This is a genomic window from Ralstonia pickettii (assembly GCF_000607165.1).
Lineage (GTDB): Bacteria > Pseudomonadota > Gammaproteobacteria > Burkholderiales > Burkholderiaceae > Ralstonia > Ralstonia holmesii.
This window is the reverse complement of record NZ_JFZG01000025.1, coordinates 222,223-244,851: the sequence shown is the minus strand read 5'-3', so window position 1 is coordinate 244,851 and position 22,629 is coordinate 222,223. Positions and strand designations below refer to the sequence as shown.

The 22,629-nt window shown below is 62.5% G+C and carries 14 protein-coding genes and 1 pseudogene; 11 read left to right on the top strand and 4 right to left on the bottom strand.

The genetic code is table 11. The annotated features are described in order from the left end of the window. Nucleotides 1-317: 317 nt before the first annotated feature. The 4 genes and pseudogenes from BG83_RS28030 to tssJ all read right to left on the bottom strand — a co-directional run. Nucleotides 318-2,805, bottom strand: a pseudogene (locus BG83_RS28030) (type VI secretion system Vgr family protein); the annotation flags it as partial. 70 nt (nucleotides 2,806-2,875) lie between these two features. Beyond that, nucleotides 2,876-3,661: a DotU family type IV/VI secretion system protein gene (locus tag BG83_RS0123185; RefSeq protein ID WP_024978984.1), complete on the bottom strand. Its 786-nt coding sequence runs from the start codon at nucleotides 3,659-3,661 to the stop codon at nucleotides 2,876-2,878. After that, complete coding sequence (tssK, locus tag BG83_RS0123180; protein WP_024978983.1) at nucleotides 3,658-5,004, bottom strand: type VI secretion system baseplate subunit TssK; 1,347 nt, start codon at nucleotides 5,002-5,004, stop codon at nucleotides 3,658-3,660. Before tssK ends, BG83_RS0123185 begins: the two co-directional genes overlap by 4 nt. Nucleotides 5,005-5,019: 15 nt before the next feature. Beyond that, the gene (tssJ, locus tag BG83_RS0123175) at nucleotides 5,020-5,613 is read right to left on the bottom strand and encodes a type VI secretion system lipoprotein TssJ (protein WP_235193269.1); all 594 of its coding nucleotides are present in this window, start codon (nucleotides 5,611-5,613) and stop codon (nucleotides 5,020-5,022) included. A gap of 439 nt (nucleotides 5,614-6,052) precedes the next feature. Here tssJ and BG83_RS0123170 point away from each other — a divergent pair, with 439 nt between their 5' ends. The 11 genes from BG83_RS0123170 (at nucleotide 6,053) to BG83_RS0123120 (ending at nucleotide 22,629) form a co-directional block, all read left to right on the top strand. Next, nucleotides 6,053-6,706 carry a hypothetical protein gene (locus BG83_RS0123170; RefSeq protein WP_024978981.1) on the top strand — a complete coding sequence of 218 codons (654 nt, stop codon included), beginning with the start codon at nucleotides 6,053-6,055 and terminating at the stop codon, nucleotides 6,704-6,706. A gap of 34 nt (nucleotides 6,707-6,740) precedes the next feature. Next, complete coding sequence (gene tssB / locus BG83_RS0123165; protein ID WP_009241817.1) at nucleotides 6,741-7,253, top strand: type VI secretion system contractile sheath small subunit; 513 nt, start codon at nucleotides 6,741-6,743, stop codon at nucleotides 7,251-7,253. After that, nucleotides 7,246-8,730, top strand: a complete 1,485-nt coding sequence (gene tssC / locus BG83_RS0123160; protein WP_024978980.1) for a type VI secretion system contractile sheath large subunit — start codon at nucleotides 7,246-7,248, stop codon at nucleotides 8,728-8,730. Before tssB ends, tssC begins: the two co-directional genes overlap by 8 nt. 105 nt (nucleotides 8,731-8,835) lie before the next feature. After that, nucleotides 8,836-9,339 carry an Hcp family type VI secretion system effector gene (locus tag BG83_RS0123155; protein ID WP_009241815.1) on the top strand — a complete coding sequence of 168 codons (504 nt, stop codon included), beginning with the start codon at nucleotides 8,836-8,838 and terminating at the stop codon, nucleotides 9,337-9,339. A gap of 68 nt (nucleotides 9,340-9,407) precedes the next feature. Continuing rightward, entirely contained in the window at nucleotides 9,408-9,881 is a 474-nt protein-coding gene (gene tssE, locus BG83_RS0123150; protein ID WP_024978979.1) for a type VI secretion system baseplate subunit TssE, read from the top strand. Nucleotides 9,882-9,959: 78 nt separating this feature from the next. Continuing rightward, complete coding sequence (tssF, locus tag BG83_RS0123145; protein WP_024978978.1) at nucleotides 9,960-11,810, top strand: type VI secretion system baseplate subunit TssF; 1,851 nt, start codon at nucleotides 9,960-9,962, stop codon at nucleotides 11,808-11,810. Next, complete coding sequence (tssG, locus tag BG83_RS0123140; protein ID WP_024978977.1) at nucleotides 11,774-12,865, top strand: type VI secretion system baseplate subunit TssG; 1,092 nt, start codon at nucleotides 11,774-11,776, stop codon at nucleotides 12,863-12,865. Before tssF ends, tssG begins: the two co-directional genes overlap by 37 nt. A 39-nt stretch (nucleotides 12,866-12,904) precedes the next feature. Beyond that, on the top strand, nucleotides 12,905-15,628 hold the full coding sequence (gene tssH / locus BG83_RS0123135) for a type VI secretion system ATPase TssH (RefSeq protein ID WP_024978976.1): 2,724 nt from the start codon (nucleotides 12,905-12,907) through the stop codon (nucleotides 15,626-15,628). Between the two features lie 21 nt (nucleotides 15,629-15,649). Continuing rightward, nucleotides 15,650-18,370: a type VI secretion system Vgr family protein gene (locus BG83_RS0123130; RefSeq protein ID WP_024978975.1), complete on the top strand. Its 2,721-nt coding sequence runs from the start codon at nucleotides 15,650-15,652 to the stop codon at nucleotides 18,368-18,370. Further along, on the top strand, nucleotides 18,367-19,353 hold the full coding sequence (locus BG83_RS0123125; RefSeq protein WP_024978974.1) for a hypothetical protein: 987 nt from the start codon (nucleotides 18,367-18,369) through the stop codon (nucleotides 19,351-19,353). The genes BG83_RS0123130 and BG83_RS0123125 overlap by 4 nt, the downstream gene beginning before the upstream one ends. A gap of 9 nt (nucleotides 19,354-19,362) precedes the next feature. Beyond that, the gene (locus BG83_RS0123120) at nucleotides 19,363-22,629 is read left to right on the top strand and encodes a T6SS effector BTH_I2691 family protein (protein ID WP_024978973.1); all 3,267 of its coding nucleotides are present in this window, start codon (nucleotides 19,363-19,365) and stop codon (nucleotides 22,627-22,629) included.

Sequence of the window (22,629 nt, the reverse complement as noted above, 5' to 3'; positions counted from 1 at the left end):
CTTCACCGTAACCTTCTTAACAGAGGAGCCTACCTTTGTGTCGTTGGTTTTTACGCCGGACACATCAACCTTCAATTCTTCGGGTGGATTCGTGTTGGTTATTCCGCAACAATCGACGTGTTGTGTGGGAGTCAAAGTAGCTGTTTGAATGGGAACTGGTCGGTCAGTGGCAATGCGTTGCGTTTTACCATCCTCATCAGTGACGCCAGAAACTGTAGTCCCATCCTGCAGCAGGAGTTTGTAGCTGACATTCGAGAGTACATCGCCTCGCTGATTAACAAACTGGATCTGTTCGTCATAAACCGCAATAGGTCCGAGCAACCCCACAGGCAACGCCGGCAACGCCGCCGCCTGCCCGCCAGGCCCCTCAAACGGATGCCCAGCCCCCTTCACCGACAGCAACCCCGACGTCTCAAACGTCACCGCATTCCCTTCCAGCCGGATCAACGAATCCCCGCCATGCAGCACGATGTTCTGCTGCGCGAGGATCTCGACCGAATCGGCGGACGAGGTCACGGTAACCGCCTTGTCCGCCAGCACGGCGAGCGCATCGGTATGCGCCTGGATCGACACTGGCCCGCCTTCGGCAATTACCCGGATGCCGTTGCGCTGGGCGAACAGACTCACGCCCTTTGCCGCCGCCGCAGCGATGACATTGCCCGCTGCGAGGTGCCAGTCAGCCTGCGCGGTGCCGTGCAGATGGCGCCCCGCATAGACGGTGGTCGTGGCCTGCGAGGCGAGCGCAATGCTGGATGGCGACTCGGCCACCAGTAGCGGCTGACCGAATTTGTCGACCGGCTGCTGTGAATCCTGGCCGTTGACGTTGCTGGGATACTTGCCGTCCTGCGCAGGGTCGAGCGCTTTGTCGATCGGCTCGAAGGCTTCGTTGGCCGCCAGCGGCAGCGCTTGCTGGCTGGAGGCCGCGTCGGACAAGCGCTGTGCAGTCTTCTGCGCGGCGGTGAGTTGCCCGCGCGCTTCATGGGCGTCGAGCAGCGTGCCGCCGGCTTGCGCCCGCGCGGTAGTGGAGAGCAGCAGGCCCGCACCCGCGCGCACCACGGCCCAGGCATCGGTGCGCAGTTCGGCGCCGGTGCCGCGCCAGGTGCCGCGGTCTCCGCCCGTGGCGCCGTGCGAGGTGACATAGCCGAGGTTGAGCTGGCTGTTGGCGGTGGAGCTTGCCAGGCGCGTGCGCAACTGGCCGGGGTGATCGTCGACGACCCACTGGTTGTAGCCGTCGCCGCCAAGGCCCTGCGAGTGCCAGCCGGACAATGCCTGCCCAAGCGGCGCATCGGCCGGGGCCCAGGGCAGGGCGTCTTGCGCGTTGTGCAGCTGCATGGCGATCATCGGACGGTCGATGTCGCCGTCGATGAACGTCAGCAGCACTTGCGTGCCGGCGCGCGGCAGGTGATTGCCGCCCCAGTTCGGGCCCGCGCTGGCGCTGGCCACGCGCACCCAGGCGGTGACCTGTGTGCGGTCGCTGCTGGACGGGTCGGCAAAGGCATTGACCTCCGGTGCGCGCAGCCACGGAAAGCGCACGCGCACGCGGTGGTCGCGGTCGGTGGTGAGCGGTGCGCCATCGTCGGCGATGACCACGGCGGCCTGGCCCTCCGGCGCGGTCGGGCGACGGCGATAGGGCGGCACGATGGGCGCCTCTGCCGGCACAGCCACGAAACGATTGCGGTAGCTGCCCGATTCGATCTCGGTGGTGGAGAGCAAACGCGCGATGTCGGCGCCGAGGTTGTTGGCGGCTTCGTGCTCGACCTGCAGCGTGACGAACTCGCTGTGCTTGCTGTCGAAATGCTGTGTGAGCGTAAAGCGTTGGCCAGCGCCTAATTGGCGCACGCTGCCTTGCCCCTCGTAGCGCAGGTATGCGCCTTCGTGCGCCTGCATGCGCAGTTGCGCGGCACGGCTGGCCTCTTGCGTATTCGTATATTGATACGAGCCCGAGGCTTCAAAACGCTCCAGCGTCGGCAGTTCGCCACCGGGGTCACTGGCGCTGGCTTGGGCGCTGGTGGCGGCCAAGGCCTTGTAGTCCCACGAGGCGAGTGTCACTGCGTTGGTGCCGACGCTGTGCGCGTTTGAGAAGCGCTCGATCGCGTCGTCGCTTTCGGTGGCATCAACGCGGTGGAAGCGGATCTCCGGCTGCGGGCAGGTAGGCCGTTGCGCATCGTTGTCGAAGATGACGACGGTGTGGCGTGACTGGGCGCTGCCTTGCTGCTGCTTGTCGTCGATTTGCTCGTGCTCGATACGGAACGACAGGCCTTCCTCGGCCAGCAGACGCATCACGAAGGCATAGTCGGTTTCGCGGTATTGGCAGCAGATCGAGCGCTTGGCGCACGGCTGCGTGGCCGCGATTTTGTAATGCGCGGTGGGATATTCGCCGAAGACGTCTTCGATGATCTCCAGCGCGGTCTTGTCCTGGTAGACGAAGCAGTCGCTGCGCGTGCGCAGCCGATCCAGCCACGGCACGACGCGAAGGCGGTAGCGCGCGAGGCCGCCGTCGCCGCCAAGCGATGCGCAATCCGCCACGTAACCGTGCCACGCGCGCCGCTTGCCGTCGGCTTGCACCAGGCGCAGCGTGACCTCTTGCGAGGCCAGCTTGGCCGTATCCAGATGCGCCGATGGGCTCAGGCAGTCGATATGCAGGACGAACGAGGCCGACACCGCTTCGGTGGCGGTAAAGCGCTCCACGACCAGGTTGTCGGAGGCGAGCGCCGTCTCAAGCGTGATCTGGCGGGTCTGCTGCCCGAGCAACGCGCCCAGGACGGCTTGTGGCACGGCGGCCGGCAGGTTGGACAAAGGCTTCATCGGAACAGCGTCGCGCTGGGGTTCGTTTTGCAGTTCAGCAGAAGGATGGGCACGCAGCCCATCGTGGCCATCACGGCAGCGAAATCGTCAGGTGCGAGAAGCGCGGCCCGAGCTTGATGACCTGCGAATAGCCTTCCAGCGTTTCGTTGGTCTTGGTGCTTAGCGTGTGCGACAGCCCGAGGAAGCCCAGCAGCCCGATCAGCGCAAACACGGCGCCGAAAATCCACAGCGGCGTTTCGCGCTTGAGCATGTGCGCGACCTTGTCGGGCAGCGGCCAGTGCGGGGCAAACGCGGCGCGCTTGCCCTTGATGGCGGAAATTTCGTCGCCCAGGCGTGCGGTCAGGTAAGCCAGTTTCTCCGGTCCTTCGAGGATGTACTTGCCGCGGAAGCCCAGCAGCAGGCACATGTGGAACACCTCCAGCGCCTGCAGGCGCGGCGCACCGTGTGCACGCAGCTCTTCAAGCTTGACGAAGAAGGTCTCGCCGGCGAGCTGTTCGCCAAACAGCACGAGCTGCAGCGGGCGGCGCTCCCAGGCCGGGCGGATCGCAAAGTTGGACGACAGGATCGTTTCGTCCACCGCCGCACAGAAGGCATATTTCGAATCGAAGACGTCTTCAGCCGACACGTTCAGGCGCTTGGCACCACGGTCGAAATCGTCAAGGAAGGTGCGTACGCGGTTCAGGAACTCTTCTGCACTGGCCGGCTGCTGGGCGTTGCGCAACTGGAACAGCATGAAGAAGCCGTCATACAGCAAATCAAGCAGCGTGCGCGCGTGTGTGTTGGATTCACGTGCATCCGCCGCAGCGGTTGCCGGTGCCGAACCGCCAAACAGCGAAGGGGTGGAGGTAGCGCTCATGAAGTCACCGCGATCAGTTCAAGTTTGAGTTCCCGGATACCGGCCGGGGCATAGATGGTGAGGGTCTGCGCTTGCAGCATGCGTTCGTACAGCATGCCCCGCGCTTCAACGGCGAAGTAGCACGCGCCCGGGCGCACCGGAATGGCGGGGGGCACCTGTGGCGTGTAGGTGAGCGGCACGCCAGGCATGGACGACAGCACGAGCTTTTCTACGTCGTCGGGGGCGCCGACCTTGAAGCGCGCCGGAATGGCTTCCACCAGTTCGGCGGCAGGCATGTCTGCCGATACCGACAGATAGAAGCTGGTCTGGTCGTCGATCTTGCCGGAGTCGATGCGGCCGAGGTGGAACGACGGGCGCGTCTCTTCCAGCGCAATTGCAAAGTAGCGCGTGGAGATGACGGTATCGAGCAGCTCGCGCACGATCGTGTCGAGCTTGGCAAATACCGGGCCCGGATTGTCGTGATCGTAGGCGGGCAGGTCGGCCAGCGTGTAGCTCTTGGTGAACGTCATGAGCGCGCCGGCCAGGCGCAGCATTTCCTGGAAGAGCCGCTCAGGGTGCAGGTCGGGGTGGTGATACAGATGCGACAGCGCCGCAAAGGCCGCATTGGCCGTATGCAGCAGCCAGAAGGATGCGATGTCGCCGGAGCGGAATTCGATGATGTTCTTGGTCGGCTCGCGGTGGAAGCCGTACAGCGCGTTGACCTTGGCCTGCAGCGCGTCGAGCAGACGGCGCAGGCGTTGATACAGCACGGCCGAGGCGTTGATCGCCATGCTGGGCGCGACAAAGCTCTCGTCCAGCTCAAAGCCGCCGGTGCCGGTACGCCGCACACGCACCACGGGCAGCGAGATGAACTGCTCGCGCGGCTCCGTCTCGGCAATCAGCTTGACCGACTTCTTCAGATACGTGATGGCAGCGGGCTCCGCCTCTGTATACAGGTCGGCCGTTTCCTCTTCCGTGCCGACAAAGCGCGATACCGATGCGCCTTCGATCTGCTCGCGGTAGTTGCCGCCGTTGTCTTGCAGCGGATACAGCGCGATATGGAAGGTCAGCTCTGACACGCCGGCGGGAATGGCGTCCAGCACCAGCGGCGGTGGAAGCGCATCGGCCTGCGGAGCGAAATACAGCTCGCCGTCCGGAAAGAACAGTGACAGCTCGATCACGCGCAGCACGCCGCTGGCCAGCGCATCGGTATCGAAGCGCGCATGGCGGATGCCCCATCCGTATGGCTGGATGACTTGCGCGGTCGCGTGCAGGCGCGACTCGTGATACGCGTCCTGACGCTGAAAGTGCTGCGGACGCAGGAACAGCCCTTCGCCCCAGAGAATCTTTGCGGAGTAACTCACGTTGGCCCTTGTTGTTCAGCTACCGCACACCGCGGGGGAGAGCAGGTTCAGATCAGTCAGCGGCGTGGCGCCGGCGGGGGTGGTCAGCGTGCCTGACGTCACGGTCATGGCGCAGGCGTGCAGGCCGATCACAATGCCCGACTTCTCGTTCTTCTCAGTGTTGAAGGCGAACTTCCAGCGCTGTGACGCGGGGCTGCGGAACAGCGCCACGATGCCCAGCGTGGTTGCTTCGCGCGAGACCTTCTCGGTGAAGTCGTAGCGCTGGCCGGGGATCAGCGTCATCTCGCGCACGTTGACGAGATCTGCGCCCAGCGTTTGCTTCTCGCGCGCCGGGTCGATGAAGGTGTCATACGGCGCTTGCAGGAAGCTGGTCGGGTCCTTCAACGAATACAGGCGCACCACTATCGCTACCGGACGGCGGTCGTTGGCGGCGTTCAGGTTATTGCCCGCCGTCATCTTGAGCGGCACTTCACGTGGCGGCTTCTGTGCATCGGGCAGGTTCGACGATTTCAGCCCCATGGCTTCCAGCGCGCCGTTGGCCGCACCAGCCAGCACGCTCGCTCCGGTGGAGCAGGCGGCCAGAGCGACCACGCTGGCGCTCACCAGCATCAGCTTGAGCGCCCCTGCGAGACGGTGCTTCAGAGAGTGCTTCAGAAGGCGGCCGCAGCCCGGCTGCCTTGCCGCTTGCCCCCAAGCAGCATCGAATTTCATCATATTCATGCCTGATTTCTGAATTACTTAATTCTCTTTGTTTGACTGCTGCTGCGCCCGTTCCGCTAAAGGAAATCGGTGCATTGTTTCGATTTCTTAATAAAGGAAATCGGAAGAATGTTTCCGTTTCTTAATAATCGGAGATCGTTGCCCGGCGCGGTTCTAAGGCGTTGAATACAAAGGATGTTTCGGTTCCTTAATAATCCTTTTTTGGTTGTCAACGGCAACGAGCGGAGTGTACTATTTCGCGCCAGTCGAGACCAACATTTAACTCGTCAATTCCGGCGAATTTGATTGGGTATCGACACACCGCTTTGAAACTTTGAAGAGTCTCGCCGTGGCCAAATCCTCGTCTACTTCCGTTCTCCGTTCCTTCATCGTGCTGGCTGCTGCCTCCGCTCTCTTTGCGGGCTGCGCGAGTACCAACCCCGGACCCCAAACCGACGAGGCCTTCGGCCAGAGCATGTCGGAGGCGGAAGCTGCGGCCAAGGGCGGCCAGCAGGACAAGGCCATTGATCTGTACCAGCAGATCGCCAAGCAGAACCCGACCCGTGATGAGCCGTGGGTGCGCATCGCGCAGATCCAGTTCGGCGCAGAGAAGTATCCGCAAGCCATCCTGGCCGCAGAAGAAGCCCTGCAGCGTGACAACGCCGATCGTCAGGCCAAGAGCATCCTGGCTGTGAGCGGCCTGCGCGTGGCGCGCCGTTCGCTCCAAGAGCTGCGTGCTGACAGCGCGCTGGCTGGCGACGTCAAGACCGACGCGCAAGTGCTTGCCAAGATGCTGCGTGACACGCTGGGTGAACAGGTCCTGTTCCCGGGCGAGCAACCGGTCGCCAAGCAGCCGGTGCGCCGCCCGGCCGGCCGCGTCGTCCGCCGCGCAGCGCCCGCTGCCGAGCACGGCACAGCTGCCGCGCATGGCACGACTGCTGCGCCGGCAGCTGCCACCGGTGCTGCCAGCGGCAGCGCAGACCCGTTCGGCGCCCTGCGTTAAGCACAGCGCTGGTTCGCATTCCTGGAGGAACGTGATGGCCAAGAAAGAAAGCGTACAGAAGCGTCTGCAAAAGGTGCGTCCGCCGCGTGTACAACTGACGTATGACGTCGAAATCGGCGACGCAATCGAGACGAAAGAGCTGCCATTCGTGGTGGGCGTGGTGGCTGACCTGTCGGGCCAATCCGAAGTGCAGCAACCCAAGTTGCGCGATCGCAAGTTCGTCAATATCGACCGCGACAACTTCGACGAAGTGATGAAGGGCGTGGAGCCGCGCGCGGCGTTCCAGGTGCCAAACACGCTGACGGAAGACGGCGGCCGCTTTGGCGTCGACCTGAAGTTCCGCTCGCTCGAAGACTTCAGCCCCGAAGCTGTTGTTGAGCAGGTCGAGCCGCTGCGCAAGCTGCTCGAAGCCCGCTCAAAGCTGGCTGACCTGCGCAACAAGATGGCCGGTAACGACAAGCTGGAAGACCTGCTGTCGGAGGTGCTGAAGAACACCGAAAACGCGAAGAAGCTGGGCGCCAAGCAAAACGGGGGCGAGGATGCTTGAGAACCAATCCGCTGCGCAGGGCGCCTCGGTTGCGGAAGAGGTGAGCCTGCTGGACAGCATCGTCGAGCAAAGCCGCGTCGCCAAGTCCGATTCCGAGCGTGAACGCGCGAAAGACATCATCGGCGAGCTCGCCAGCCAGGTGCTGAGCGGCACCGTGGTGGTGTCCGACAACTTGTCTGCCACGCTCGATGCACGCGTGGCAGAGCTGGATCGCCTGATCTCGCAGCAGCTGAGCGCGATCATGCACGCGCCGGAATTCCAGAAGCTGGAATCCACCTGGCGCGGCCTGAACTATCTGGTCAAGGAAACGAGTACCGGCCAGACAATCAAGATCAAGGCGCTCAACGCGACCAAGCGCGATCTGACGAAGGACTTCAAGACTGCCATCGAGTTTGACCAGAGCGCGCTGTTCAAGAAGGTCTACGAAGAAGAGTTCGGCACCTTTGGCGGTGCACCGTTTGGCGCGCTGATTGGCGACTATGAGGTCACGCGTCAGCCGGAAGACATGTACTTCATCGAGCAGATGGCGCACGTGGCAGCGGCTTCGCATGCGCCGTTCATTGCGTCGTCGTCGCCTGAGCTGCTGGGCCTGGAATCGTTTGCCGACCTGGGCAAGCCGCGTGACCTGGCCAAGGTGTTCGACACGGTTGAATACGCCAAGTGGAAGTCGTTCCGCGATTCGGAAGATTCGCGCTACGTGGGTCTGACCTTGCCGCGCTTCCTCGGCCGTCTGCCGTACAACCCGAAGGACGGCACCGTGGTCGAGAGCTTCAACTTTGTTGAGGACGTGGACGGCACCGATCACAGCAAGTACCTGTGGTGCAACGCTGCCTGGGCGTTCGGCGCGCGCCTGACGGCAGCGTTTGACGACTTCGGTTGGTGTGCTGCCATCCGCGGTGTGGAAGGTGGCGGCCTGGTCGAAGACCTGCCGACGCACACCTTCAAGACCGATGACGGCGAAATCGCACTCAAGTGCCCGACCGAGATCGCCATCACCGACCGCCGCGAGAAGGAACTGAGCGACCTCGGCTTCATTCCGCTCGTGCATTGCAAGAACACGGACTACGCCGCGTTCTTCGCTGCACAGTCGGCGCAGAAGGCCAAGAAGTATGACTCCGACAGCGCAAACGCCAATGCGGTCCTGTCTGCGCAGCTGCAGTACATCTTTTCGGTATCGCGCGTGGCGCACTACCTGAAGGCGATGATGCGCGACAAGATCGGCAGCTTTGCCTCGGCCAAGAACGTTGAGACGTTCCTGAACCGCTGGATTTCGCAGTACGTGCTGCTGGACGACAACGCCACGCAAGAACAGAAGGCGCAATTCCCGCTGCGCGAGGCGTCGATCCAGGTGGCGGAAGTGCCGGGCAAGCCGGGCACATACCGCTCGGTGGCGTTCCTGCGGCCGCATTTCCAGCTCGATGAACTGTCGATCTCGCTGCGTTTGGTGGCGGATCTGCCGAAGTCGGCCAACTCGTAATTCCTGACCGGACTCTCCCCGGGGGGGAATGTTCGGGCATAACCACCCGTTACGCTCGTTACCCGTTGCAGTACCAACAACCAATCTATTGAAGAGGGTCTCTGTATGAAGGATATCTACGTCAAGTTCGACAGCCCGGCAATCAAGGGGGAGTCGCAAGACAAGGATCACAAGGACTGGATCGAAATCAACAGCTGGTCGCAGGCAATCAGCCAACCGCGTTCGGCCACGGCTTCGACCGCCGGCGGCCACACGGCTGAGCGTTGCGAGCACCGCGACATGGTCTTCACGAAGGATCTGGACGTCGTCAGCCCGCTGCTGTACCAGCACGCTTCGGGCGGCACGACCTTTGGTGAAGTGACCATCGAGTTCTTCCGCGCAGACGGCGAAGGCAACCGCGTGAAGTACCTCGAAGTCAAGCTGAAGAACGCCATCCTGAGCGAAGTCGATTCGCAAGTGGTCGCCCAGGGCATTCCGACCGACACCTTCAGCCTGCGCTACGCCGCTGTGCAGTGGAAGTACACGCAGCAGAAGAGCGCCGGCGGCCAAGGCGGCAACTCGCAAGGCGCCTGGAGCCTCACCAAGAACGACAAGACCTACTCGGTTTAACGTTTGGTGTTCTCCTGATGACAAGAGCCGCAGCCGCCGTGCTGCGGCATCTTGTTTTCTAGCAGCATATGAAAGGCTTCGAACCCAGCCTGCTCGACAAGCTCTTCGACGACGAGCCGCACGCGCCCATGCCCACGGCATTGCGCCAGCTCTCGCTTGAAGAACTCAAGAGCACCGTGGCACGCGATATTGAATCCTTGCTCAACACGCGCATCGTGTTGGAAGAGGACGACTTGCACGGCTTGCCGGAATGCAAGCGGTCGTTGCTCACGTATGGCCTGAACGATTTTTCCGGCCTGAGCCTGGCCAGTTTCTACGACCGCAACTACATCTGCCAGTCGCTTACCAAGGCGATCGAGCGGCATGAGCCGCGCTTGCAGCATGTGAATGTGTCGCTGGAGATCAATGAGCGCGCGACCAATGCCTTGTGCTTTGGGATCAGCGCGGTGCTGCTGGTGGGGCCCGCTCGCGAGCCCGTGAGTTTTGACGCCATGCTGCAACCGTCGACGCTGCGGTATTCCGTTTCGCGCGGACGCGGCTGAGATTGCACGGACCTGCACAACGCACCACCCGCAACACGCTGAAGCACCTGCAGGACCGCCACCGGACCGCCACGAAGAATGGAAGAGCTGCTGCCTTATTACGAACGAGAACTGGCCTTCCTGCGCCGGTACTCGCGCGACTTCGCCGAGCGGTATCCGAAGATCGCCGGCCGCCTCGCCATGTCGGGCGACGGCTGCGACGATCCGCATGTCGAGCGGATGATCGAGTCGTTTGCCTTCCTGACCGCACGCGTCAGCAAGAAGCTCGACGACGACTACCCCGAATTTACCGAGGCGCTGCTGGAGGTGCTGTATCCGCACTACCTGCGGCCCTTTCCATCGTGTTCGGTGGCGCATTTCGATGTGCGCGGCGTGGCTGCGCAACTGAGCGCGCCGGTCACGATTGCGCGTGGCACATTTCTCACCACACGCGTGGTGCGCAAGGTCGAATGCCGTTTCCGCACTGCATACGACGTCACGTTCGCGCCGGTGCGCGTTGCCGGTGCCACGTTCGAGCGTGCGGTGTCTGCGCCGGCCGCCGTGCAACTGCCAAAGGGCGCGACGGGCTCCATTGCCATCACGCTGGAATACGTGGGGGAGCGCGGCGGTTTTGAATCGCTGCCACTGGAAAAACTGCGCGTCTATATGGACGGCGAACCGTCTTTCGTGGCCGCGCTCGGTGACGCGCTGTTCTTACATACCGCGGCCGGCTACGTCGAAGCCGAACGCGCAGGCGTCTGGAAGCGCCTGATTTCCGTGCCCTTGCACGAAGTCGGCTTTACCGAAGATGAATCCCTGATCGATTGCCCGGCACGCTCACACCCGGCCTATCGGCTGCTGACCGAGCACTTCAGCTTTGCCGAGAAATTCAACTTCTTCGATATCGACCTGGCTGCATTGCGACGCGGCATGACGCCGGGCGTGCCGGTGCGCCGTCTGACGCTGCATCTGGTGCTGAAAGACTTGCGCAGCGATTCGCACGCTGCGCGCCTGCTTGAAAACCTGCAGCCGGAGCACCTGCGCCTGCATTGCACGCCCGTGGTCAATCTGTTCCAGCAGAAGGCCGACCCGATCCGTATCGAACATACGGCCAGCGCGTATCCGGTCGTGGCCGACAGCCGACGCGCGCACGGCTTTGACATCTACTCCATCGACAACGTGCAGTTGGTGCGCGAAACCACGGCGCACGAGAAGGTCACGGAGTTCCGGCCGTTCTACTCCCTGCATCACGGTGAAGAGCCCGGCCGCGCGGGCCATTACTGGCTGGCACGCCGCGACGAGCTGATCGCGCAGCGCAGCCCGGGGTTCGAAACCGAGATCTCCATCGTCGATACGCACTTCGATCCGACCAGCCCGCAGACCGACACGCTGAGCCTGACCGTTACCTGCACGAACCGCGACCTGCCTTCGACGCTGGCATTTGGTCAGCCCGATGGAGATCTGTCGATGGAAGGCAGCTCCATTGCCCGCAACATCACCTTCCTGCGCAAGCCGACGCCTTCCATGCGGTTTGGCGGTGGGCGGGCGGCGCAGTGGCGTTTGATCTCGTTGCTGGCGCTGAACCATCTGTCGCTCGTGCAGAACGGTTTGCCGACGCTGAAAGAGATGCTGCGCCTGCACGATCTGCCGCGCAACGCGATCTCGGCACGGCAGATCGAGGGCATCGTTGCCCTGGACTACCAACCGGCGACGCAGTGGCTGGCGGGCAAGCCGTTCGCCACCTTCGTGCGGGGCCTGGAAGTGCGCCTCACGCTGGACGAAGACGCCTTTGTGGGCACCGGCATGCACCGCTTCATCCGCGTGCTGGATCACTTCTTCGGCCTGTACGTCCACATGAACAGCTTTGTGCAGTTGATTGCGGTCTCGCGCCGCAGTGGCAAGGAATTGGTCAAATGCGCACCCCGCAGCGGCGAATCGATCCTGGTGTGATCCGGCGGCTGCTCAAGCAGCCGCACCGGTACCAGTTCTTCCAGGCCGTGCGGCTGCTGGAGCAGCTGTTTGCGCGCGAAGGCGGCATGGCGCCCGAGCAGGCGCTGGCCACGCGTCTGAGCTTTCGCAACACGCTGTCGCTCTCGTTTCCGCCCAGCGAACTGCAGCACATCGAGGCCGAAGGCATTACCGCCGAGATGCTCGAAACCGATGCCGCGTTCATCGCTGCGCTGGAAGAGGGCGCGCTCGATTCGCTGGCGATCACGCCCACGTTCTTCGGCATGCTGGGCGGCCAGGGCGCCTTGCCGCTGCGCTACACCGAAATCGTGGCGGAGCGCGAAAGCCTGTGGCGCGACCGCGCAGCCCGTGCGTTCTTCGACATCTTTTCGAACCGGGCGACCGCGCTGTTCTATCTGGCGTGGAAGAAATACCGCCTGCCGTTCCAGTACGAAGTCGACAGCAACAAGCATTACCTGCCGCTGCTGCTGTCGCTGGCGGGTGCGGCTGACAAGACGCTGCGTCACGATCTTTCCACTACGCCGGGGCCGATCCTCGACGAGGCGCTGGCTGGTTATGCCACGGCGATCCGGCATCGGCCGGTGTCTGCGGCGTATCTGCAGCGCGTGCTGTCGGATTACTTCCAGGCGCCGATACGGGTGGAGCAGTTTGTCGGCGGGTGGTATCGCGTGCCGGCGTCGCAGTACACGCGGCTGGGCAGCACCAACAACCTGCTGGGCGCCACGGCGTTGGCCGGCGCGCGGGTGTGGCAGCGCGACTTGCGGGTGCGCCTGTGGGTGGGGCCGCTCAAGCGCGCGCAGTACCGCAATTTCCTGCCCGGTGCGTCTGGCGCGCTGGCACTGCGCAAGATGCTGACCATCCTGTGCGGCACCACGCTGGAGTTTGAGGTCAAGCTGATCCTGCGCCACCAAGACGTGATCGGCAGCACGCTGGACAACAGCAACGACGGCCGCCTGGGCTGGGACACCTTCCTGTGCTCCCGCCCCGCGCAGCAGGACCGCAGCGATGCGCAATACACGCTCGCGCCGCTGCATTGATACCGACACATTCATCGATTCTTCCGGAGCGCTGCCGCCATGGCCATCCCACTCAAAACCCTGATCGCCAAGCTGAACGCGACGAGCCGGCAAGCCGCCGAGCGCGCGGCGTCGCTGTGCATGGCGCGCGGCAACTACGAGGTCGATCTCGAGCACCTGTTCCTGGCGTTGCTGGAAAACCGCCGCAGTGACTTTGCCGTGGCCGCCCGCGCAAGCGGCATCGACTTGGCCGCGCTGCAACGTGACCTGGAGGCCGAGATCGGCCGCTTCCAGACAGGCAACACGCGCACGCCGGCGTTCTCGCCATATCTGCCGAAGCTGTTCGAGCACGGCTGGCTGATCGCCTCGCTCGATTCGCAAATCACGCGCATCCGCTCCGGCCATCTGCTGCTGGCGCTGCTGACCGAGCCGAGCCTGTCTGCGCTCGCGCAACGTGGCTCGCGCCTGTTCGGGCAGATTCAGGCGGACCGCCTCAAGCACGACTTCGATCGACTGACCGCCGGTTCAGACGAACAAGTGCAGGCCGTGGATATTGCTGACGACGGCGAAGACGCAGTGCAAGGCGAAGGCGGCAAGCCGGCCGCTGCGCTGACGGCCACACCCGCGCTGGATCAGTTCACCGTCGACCTGACCCAATCCGCGCGCGATGGCCGCATCGACCCTGTGATCGGCCGCGATGCCGAGATCCGCCAGGTGATCGACATCCTGATGCGTCGCCGCCAGAACAACCCGATCCTCACCGGGGAGGCGGGCGTGGGTAAGACCGCAGTGGTGGAGGGCCTGGCCCTGCGCGTGGCTGCCAACGACGTGCCGCCGCCGCTGCAAGGCGTGACGCTGCGCACGCTCGACATGGGTCTCTTGCAGGCCGGCGCCAGCGTCAAGGGCGAATTCGAGAACCGACTGAAGAACGTGATCGACGAGGTGAAGAAGAGCCCGAAGCCGATCATCCTGTTCATTGACGAAGCGCACACCATCATCGGTGCGGGCGGGCAGGCCGGGCAGAACGATGCGGCCAACCTGCTCAAGCCTGCGCTGGCACGCGGCGAGCTGCGCACGATCGCGGCCACCACCTGGAGCGAATACAAGAAGTACTTCGAAAAAGATGCCGCGCTGGCGCGCCGCTTCCAGGTCGTGAAGGTGGAAGAGCCTAGCGAGCCGCTGGCAGCCGCCATGCTGCGTGGCATGGCTGGGCTGATGGAGCGCCACTTTGGAGTGCGCGTGTTGGATGAAGCGATTACCGAGGCAGTGCGGCTGTCGCATCGCTATATCAGCGGCCGCCAACTGCCGGACAAGGCCGTCAGCGTGCTGGACACGGCTTGCGCCAAGGTGGCATTGGGCCAGAGCGCCACGCCCGGTGCCATCGAAGACGACCAGAAGACGCTGGAACGCCTGCAGGGTGAGATCAATGCGCTGGAGCGAGAACAAAGCGCCGGTGCCGAGCACGACGCGCGCCTGAAGGCGCTGAACGAGCAGCGCACGGAACTGGAGCAACGCGTCGCGCAGAACACCGAACGTCTGGCGCAGGAGCGTGCGCTGGTTGCACGCATTCAGGCGTTGCGCGAAGCGCGCGAAAGCGATGCTGCGCAAGCCGGCGAGGAAGACGCACTGCCCGTGGCCGCCAACAGCGACGTTGTCTCGATCCCCAAGCGCAAGCGCGCTGCCGACAAAGCGGACGAGCAGGACGAACTGGCCAAGCTGCTTGCCGAGCTGCGCGCGCTGCAAGGTGAATCGCCCATGGTGCCGCTGCAGGTGGATGGCCATGTTGTGTCGGAAATCGTCTCGGCCTGGACGGGCATTCCGCTGGGCCGCATGGTCAAGGACGAGTTGCGCACGGTGCTGAACCTCAAGCCGCTGCTGGCCGCCCGCGTGATCGGGCAAGACCACGCGCTGGATGCCATTGCCCAGCGCGTGCGCACCGCCACCGCCAACCTGGAAGACCCGAACAAACCGCGCGGCGTGTTCCTGTTTGCCGGCCCGTCGGGCGTCGGTAAAACGGAAACCGCGCTGGCGTTGGCCGACATTCTCTACGGCGGCGAGCGCAAGCTCATCACCATCAACATGAGCGAGTACCAGGAGGCGCACAGCGTGTCGGGGCTTAAGGGCTCGCCGCCGGGTTATGTGGGTTACGGCGAGGGCGGCGTGCTGACCGAAGCCGTGCGTCGCAATCCGTACAGCGTCGTGCTGTTGGACGAAGTGGAGAAGGCCCACCCTGACGTGCTGGAGATGTTCTTCCAAGTGTTCGACAAGGGCGAGATGGACGACGCTGAAGGTCGCCCGATCGACTTCCGCAACACCATCATCATCCTCACGTCGAACGTCGGGTCGCAGGCCATCATGCAGGCGTGCTTGAACAAACCTGCCGAGGAACTGCCCGACACCGATGCGCTGGCAGAGCAGCTGCGTCCGACGCTCTACAAGGCGTTCAAGCCCGCATTCCTGGGGCGCATGAAGGTGGTGCCGTATTACCCGATTTCCGACGACGTGCTGGCCGAGATCATCACGCTCAAGCTGGGCCGTATTCGCGATCGCGTGGCCATCAACCACAAGGCGACGTTCCAGTGGGACAACGCGTTGGTTGAATCCGTGCTCGCACGCTGCACTGAAGTGGATGCCGGCGCCCGCGCGGTCGATCACATCCTCAACGGTACGCTGCTTCCGCAGATTGCCGAGTCGGTGCTGACGCGCATGGCCGAGGGCGACAGCGTCGAGAAGATCAAAGTGGGCGTCGGCAAGAACGGCGAGTTCAAGTACCGCATCAACTAAGTCGCTTCGCTGGAGCACATCATGGTCTCTCCGACCGAGTTGGCAAACTTGTTACGTGCATCGTTCTCGCAGGCCAATCGGCTGCTGCGGCTGGAAACGCCGTTGGGGCCGAACGCGCTGCTGCCTGAACAGGTGGACGTTGCCGAGCACATCGACGCAGGCGGTTTTCGGCTGGAACTCACGGCGCTGTCCGACAACGCTGACATTGATTCGGCCAAGTTGCTTGGCCAGCCGGTGCGGCTCGACTTGCTGACGCAGCAGAGCCGAAGCACGCTGCGGCCGTTTCATGGCCACGTGACGCGCTTCGAGCAGGTGGGGGCCAACGGTGGCCTGGTGCGCTATCGACTGGTGATCGAGCCCTGGCTCGCGTTCCTGCGTCATCGGCAAGACAGCTTCCTGTTCCAGGACATGTCGGTCATCGAGGTAATCGACAGCCTGTTTGGCGACTACCAGGGCCAAGGCCGCCTGGTGCCCGCATGGCGCTGGGCCTTGCGCGACAGCTCGGTCTACACGCGCCGCAGTGTCATCACGCAATACGACGAAAGCGACTTCGATTTCGTCACGCGCCTGTTGGCCGAAGAAGGGCTGTTCTACTTCTTCGAGCACGAAGCCAAGGACGGCGATGCGCTGGGCGTGCATCGCATGGTCATTGCGGATTCCAATGACGTGTTCGTCGACAACGCGCAGGCAAGCATCCGGTTTGGCCGCGCAGATGCCACCGCCACCGAAGACGTGATCGACCGCTGGCAAGGCGCGCGCCGCTGGCAGACCAACGCCGTATCGATCGCCAGTTGGGACTACCGCGCCAACGCCAAGCGCACCGCGCAACTCGGGGCGCAGCAGCAGAGCAACGACGGCCCGCAGCTGACGCTGCAAGACACCGACTACCCCGGCCAGTACTGGTTTGAAGACAACAACCAGGCGCAACGCGTCGCGCGCCTGATGATGGAAGCGCTGGAGCTGCGCGACAAACAGTTCGATGGCGAAGGCACGGCGCGCACGTTGGCGACCGGCACGCGCTTCCAGTTGCTCGATCATTTCGATCATGACGATGGCGAGCAGCGCTTTGCGGTGTTGGCTGTGACGCACCAGGCGCGCAACAACTTCAACGACCGCTTCGGCCAGGTGCTGACGGAAACGCTGGGCGCGCTGCGCGGCGGTGATGTGCTGGCCGCCGGAAGCAACCATGCCTCGGGCGACGACGCGCCGTTTTACCGCAACCACTTCACCGTCGTGCGCGACAACGTGCCCGTGCGCCCGCAGCAGAGCGACGAGCAGGGCCGCGCGCTGCACCCGCGCCCGACCGTCAACGGCAGCCAGACGGCGCTCGTGGTGGGAGCGGAAGGGCCCGTGCATACCGATCGCGACCATCGAATCAAGGTGCAATTCCACTGGCAGCGTGGCGCACGCTCGGCCAGCCGCCAGTCGCATCCGGCCGGTGACGACAACGCGCGTGCCAGCGCCGGTCTTGGCGCATGGGTGCGCGTGACAGCGCCCGTGGCCGGACCGAACTGGGGCGGCGTGGCGCTGCCGCGGGTCGGCCAGGAAGTGCTGGTCGAATTCCTGCAAGGCGACATCGATCGGCCCGTCGTGGTGGGCGCCGCCTACAACGGCAGCGGCCAGACCGATGCGCAGTACAACCAGAACCAGGCAGGCGCCGCAGGTGCGACCGGCAATGCCCCGGCCTGGTTTGCCGGTGGCAACAAGAGCCAGGGCGCCTACGCCCACAATGCCGTGCTGTCCGGCATCAAGACGCAGGCGCTGGCGGGCAGCCAATCAGGCTCGTCGGGCTACAACCAGCTCGTCTTCGATGATTCGGAAGGGCAGGCCCGCACGCAGCTCAGCACCACGCAGGCGGCCACCGGCCTCGTGCTCGGTCATCACAAGGAGCAGATCGACAGCGCGCGGCAGGCAGACCTGGGCCACGGGGCAGCGCTCGCCACCGACGACAGCGGCAGCGTGCGCGCCGGCGCCGGCCTGCTGCTCACCGCGCACAGTGCCGACGCTGGCGCTGCGCTGCAAGACAGCGAAGCCGCCGCCAGCCAGATCGAAGCCGTGAGCTACCTCGCAGAATCGCTTGCCGACGCAGCGCAGAAGCAGAAGGCTGGTCTGGCCGATGAGCCTACTGCAAAGGAACTCCCCGCGCTCAAGCAACTGCGCCACACCACCGAGGTGCTGCGCCATGCCGAAAGCGCTGGTGAAGGCGCCGAAGCGGTTGCCTACAGCGAGCCGCATCTGCAGGTCTCCGCACCCAAGGGCATCGTCAGCACAACCCCGGCGGATGCGGTGCTGGTTGCAGGCATGCAAGCCACGCTGATCGCCAAGCAGGACACCAACGTTGCTGCAGGCGGCAATCTCTCAGTTGCAGTCGCCGAGGGATTGAGCTTGTATGCGCATGGCAAATCGCTCGGGCAGGCCGGCGATGCGACACCAGGCATCGCCATGCATGCCGCAAGCGGCAAGGTCGGGCTTTCCAGCCTCAAGGGCGAGAGCCATCTGGTGGCCGAAAAGGCTGTGACGGTGGCGTCCACACAGGGCAACGTGACCGCGGAGGCTAAGCAGCATGTGCTCGTCAATGCGGCCGGTGCGCAGATCAAGGTGACGAACGGCACGATCGAGCTGCATGCGCCTGGGATGGTGACGTTTAAGGGGGCGGGGCATCGGTTTGTGGGGCCGGGAGGCGGGACGGTGAGTAATGTCACTGCTCCAGGCAAGCTCGCTGAATGTGAGTGGAAATCATGACTACAACTGAGTCGACTCCAGCAGGCCATGAGGCGGAACTGCGAGAACACCTGCGCACCGAGTTGTTCCAGGTGCGTGAACAATATCCAGATCACTTCATTCATGTCGTCCTGGATCCAAACCATCCGGTTGCTCCCTTTGATCTTCTGCATCCGGAGCACTTAGTGGCACGTAAGCCGAAGCCACTATGGAAACGTATTGAGCGCCCGGACCTGAAACACGATCTGGACATCTGTCCCCTGCTAGTCACCATATTTGCCCCTGGGGATCGCGGCTATCCGGACGAGGCACTGTTGAATGAAACGATCCGTTGTGCCATTGCCCGTTGCGCGAGCATCAATGGAGCTTACGTATGCGGATGGGTCGCAACGACGAGCGATGCGAGCCAGATGGCGTCGCGCATTGCGGATCGATGCGTTATCGCCAACCCGCTTAGTGGTCGAAAGGTTCTTCCATGGTTTGAACCGCATCGTCTTGCGTTGATCGCCGGCAATCATGCAGACATGATTGATTGGATGCTTGCCGGTACCACTCGCTGGTGGTTTGTGGATGCTGCAGCGACCTTGCGCTGCGTCGCTGCGCATGAAACCGGTATGGCAGCACACGTATCTGTTCAGAGCATGCATGCCTTATGGGCAGAGCAAGAGCGCATTGCCGATGCACGTAGAGTCCTGATGGCGCTTAGGAAGTCTGAACGGGCTATTCCCGCGCATCCAGAGACGCGTCTTGATGCACTCGTCAAGCTCGCAAACGACCAGGGGCTTCGTGGTCAGCAGGACGTGATTTTATTCGCCCTGAATTGCCTCACTCTCAGTCCTACTTGGTACGAGCATCCAAACATTCAGCAGATGCTGCGCGACATAACCAGTGGTGCTGAAATGTCCTTGGCCGATGCCATTTCCGCCCAGCCGGACGTGGTGCTGGATGAAATTGCTTTCTATGGTGCGGAGAGAGCGCTTGCCTCCGCGCCGGCACTGCAATAAGAGCCCGATATGGCAACAACACCTGCATCTGGCGCGCAAGCGCTGAAGAAGAACGTCCAGACCGCCCAGAAATGTGCGCCCAGCAATAAGACCGGGAAGTGCGGTTTTTGCGACCGCGACGGATATCCGATTCTGCCGGTCCGCTACGCCGTCCTACCGAGCTATCTGGCAGCGGCCGGCACCAAGCCACTCAGTGTCGTATCAACATTAGAGACATTCGCGAAGCAACAGTTGCAGGTGAATAAGTACACCCTGCGAACGTTGCGCAAAGGCTTCGTGCACGTGTATCTCGGTACGCCTGGTATGTGGCAAACCTATGTGGTGACCGATGATGGCTATCTGCGATTGCTGGCTGACCCGGATGATCCGGACTGGAAAACAGACCGGCCGTTGACGGAAGCCTGCAAGCGCGCTGGCGACAACATCCCGGCCAGTTTCATCACTATCCCGCACGGTCACGACAAGGTTTGGATCGCCTTTGCCGAAGACGTCTGGAGCCCAGCCGTGCGCGCGGAATACCAGCGAAATCCAGGCAAGCGCATGCAGCCGTGCGATGTCGCTGCGTTGGCATCCCACCCGGACGCCACTAAGCACAGTTTCGAAATCGGACCGGACAACACGCGCCTGCACGACATGGTTTTCGAATACGTCGGGCAGGAGCAGGAATACCTATCGCGCAGAGGCTATAGCGGCGGCAACTGGAATCAAAGCGGTATGCAGGCAGCCAAGAAGAACAACGTGTGGCAGAGCCTGCACGGCAACTTTGCTCGCGCCGGGCAATCCGCTGCACTGACCAGCTATGTGAAGAGCATCGCGGACAAGCGCAAAGCGATGGGCAAGCCTGGCAAGGTTTCTGCGTTTGCGTTGTACGACGCTGTGGGTATCGTCAAGGAATTGAATGGCCATACGCATGACCGGATCGAGTGGCGACAGGCCTACCACGCGGCGGTTGCCCGTCCGCTCCTTGTATCCCAAGCCATCGTCGGGCTTAAAAAGCAGATTGAGGCCGCTACCCGGGCGGCCATTACAAAGGATGAAGGGGAGCGCAAGATCCCGGATAAGGTCAGCGAGACCTACTACTTTGGGGACGGCATAACCGCCCCCGGATCCACACAAACAATCACAACGACACGTGCCGAGCGTATTGCGGACCAGCAGAAGACGACTTGGGGAAAACTGAAGAAGTCGTACAACGAGGCGGAGCGCAGCGAGTTCGAGCAGCGATATACCAAGCGGATGAACGATTTCGCCTCTCAGATTTCGAACTGCGATCATGATTGGGCAGCTTGGGCGCGCACCGACGACTGGAAGGCGTGGCTTGGTGACTACGACACCGAGAAGCTTCACGAAAACGTCAAGCTGATGACGATGTGCGCGCCGTGCCTGGCGGGTGGACCGCAAGGTCAGGCGGGCATCAAGCTGTGGGAGGATTGGCTGAGCAATCACAAGGATGCGGCCAATCCCACTGGTTTCACGATCCCCTACGCCGCCATCATGGGGGGGCGCAAGGATTTGCTCACCGCCCTGCTTCCGAGGATTTCCGATAAGAAGTCTTTGTCAGAGAAGGTGCAGGACTCCGACTTGAATAAGGGGGACAAGCTACACGACACCCTTAAGGCCATTCTGGCATCCAAGGAGATCGATGCGCCGGAGAAGTTCAAGCATCTGATGGATACCAAGGTTCAGGTCGCCGCGTCGCATCTGGTGGCTGCTATCGAAGGCGCCGTTTCCCAATTGCAGACCAAGGCAGTGGATGCCGTAGACGCCAAGATCAAGCGGGCGGTCCAGGCTGCGCTCAGGCTTTACGCCAACGTCAGTCCGGTATGCATACAGGTCAAAATGACGATTGGTCAGTATGTGGATCTGCTGAATCAGTTTTCGCGCAAAAGAGTGGATGCCGGCAAGAAGTTTGCCGACGTCGCTGGCCGCAAGGTCCGCAGTGCGCTGCTCGGCGGGATGATTTCAATCCCGAATGCCAAGGTCCGGAATACAGTGATCGAGGTGACGATATGGACCATAGAGCAAGCGGACGAGCTGAAGAAAGACATTCAGAGCGCCGTCAGTAAAGCCAAGCGTGAGGCAATTGACCTGACCGGGCAAGCAGCAAGTGCACTGAAGATTGGTGCTATCACGTTGAGTCGAGAGGCGGTTCAAATACTACGTCCGCTTGAGCGAACTGCGTCGTTGCTGCCGGGGGTTGCCAAGAGCTTGGGGCGGTCACTGCTGACGAAGAGCCTTCGCCTCGCCGGTGCTGGTGGCGAACCCTTGCTGGCAGCGGGCTCTTGGATCTTTCAAGCCTGGGCTCTTCGTGACGCAAACAAAACGATGGACTCGACCATCGGACCGCAGGGCGGCATGGAGGCGAAGCTGCCGGTGGTGTCGGCTACGCTGGGTTTCATGGGAGCTTCGGCTGAGGTGCTTGGGATTGGCCTGAGAGCACTTGGTCCTGTCGCGGTAGGGAAATTTTTTGTCAAGGCCGGTGCAGTTTTAGGTGCTGTATCACTACTCGTTGATGGTATCCAGGCAGCGTTTTCTGCCCGTAGAACATTTCAGCAAGGTGACAAAGGGGCTGGGTGGGCATATACAGCTGGTGCCGTCGCTTTTATTGGCGGTGCCGTGATTGCCTTTGGGTCTGGTTTCTCTACTGCACTGACCGGCGCATTCTTGCTTGGCCCGCTTGGTTGGGTGCTACTGCTGACGGCCATAGGGATCGCCGCAATCTGGTGTGCGGGCAACCTGGAAAGTACACCTGTAGAAATCTGGCTGGATCGGTGCTATTGGGGTTACGGGAAAAAACGCAAGGAGGGCAAGTGGACCGACGCGCAGATGGCTGAAGAAATCGCCGATCTGAATGCCCTAGTGCTCGGACTTGGCGTGGAGATGGGTTTCAACGACGATTGGTCGGAAGTCGCCACGGGTTTCGATACCCTCAAGGTCAAGCTGACGCTTGCCAGCTATGATGCCAGGCGATCCGTCTATGAGTGGAAAGTCAAAGCAATCAATACACGTGGTGCTTCCGAGCTAATCATGGCGGGCGGTCAGGACCCGGACGTTCTGCCTGAACTCCGGCCGATGCCTGACCGAATCATCGATACGTCGTCGCGCTATCGGAACCGCCAGGGGACGACGCAGCGAGACCAAGGGTCTTATGTGATCGAAGAAAGCATCGAAGTCAACACGAAGATTTATAAGCAAGCCCAGATTGAAGTTAAATACTGGCCGGACAAGAGCGATCCGGAGGGGTGGGCCGAGAAACTGATGAAGGTGACAGATTGA

Excerpts from the sequence above, each read along its gene's own strand:
- BG83_RS0123185 (WP_024978984.1), bottom strand. The coding sequence starts at position 3,661 with ATGAGCGCTACCTCCACCCCTTCGCTGTTTGGCGGTTCGGCACCGGCA.
- tssJ (WP_235193269.1), bottom strand. The coding sequence starts at position 5,613 with ATGCTGGTGAGCGCCAGCGTGGTCGCTCTGGCCGCCTGCTCCACCGGA.
- tssB (WP_009241817.1), top strand. The coding sequence starts at position 6,741 with ATGGCCAAGAAAGAAAGCGTACAGAAGCGTCTGCAAAAGGTGCGTCCG.
- tssC (WP_024978980.1), top strand. The coding sequence starts at position 7,246 with ATGCTTGAGAACCAATCCGCTGCGCAGGGCGCCTCGGTTGCGGAAGAG.
- BG83_RS0123155 (WP_009241815.1), top strand. The coding sequence starts at position 8,836 with ATGAAGGATATCTACGTCAAGTTCGACAGCCCGGCAATCAAGGGGGAG.
- tssE (WP_024978979.1), top strand. The coding sequence starts at position 9,408 with ATGAAAGGCTTCGAACCCAGCCTGCTCGACAAGCTCTTCGACGACGAG.
- tssF (WP_024978978.1), top strand. The coding sequence starts at position 9,960 with ATGGAAGAGCTGCTGCCTTATTACGAACGAGAACTGGCCTTCCTGCGC.
- tssG (WP_024978977.1), top strand. The coding sequence starts at position 11,774 with ATGCGCACCCCGCAGCGGCGAATCGATCCTGGTGTGATCCGGCGGCTG.
- tssH (WP_024978976.1), top strand. The coding sequence starts at position 12,905 with ATGGCCATCCCACTCAAAACCCTGATCGCCAAGCTGAACGCGACGAGC.
- BG83_RS0123130 (WP_024978975.1), top strand. The coding sequence starts at position 15,650 with ATGGTCTCTCCGACCGAGTTGGCAAACTTGTTACGTGCATCGTTCTCG.
- BG83_RS0123125 (WP_024978974.1), top strand. The coding sequence starts at position 18,367 with ATGACTACAACTGAGTCGACTCCAGCAGGCCATGAGGCGGAACTGCGA.
- BG83_RS0123120 (WP_024978973.1), top strand. The coding sequence starts at position 19,363 with ATGGCAACAACACCTGCATCTGGCGCGCAAGCGCTGAAGAAGAACGTC.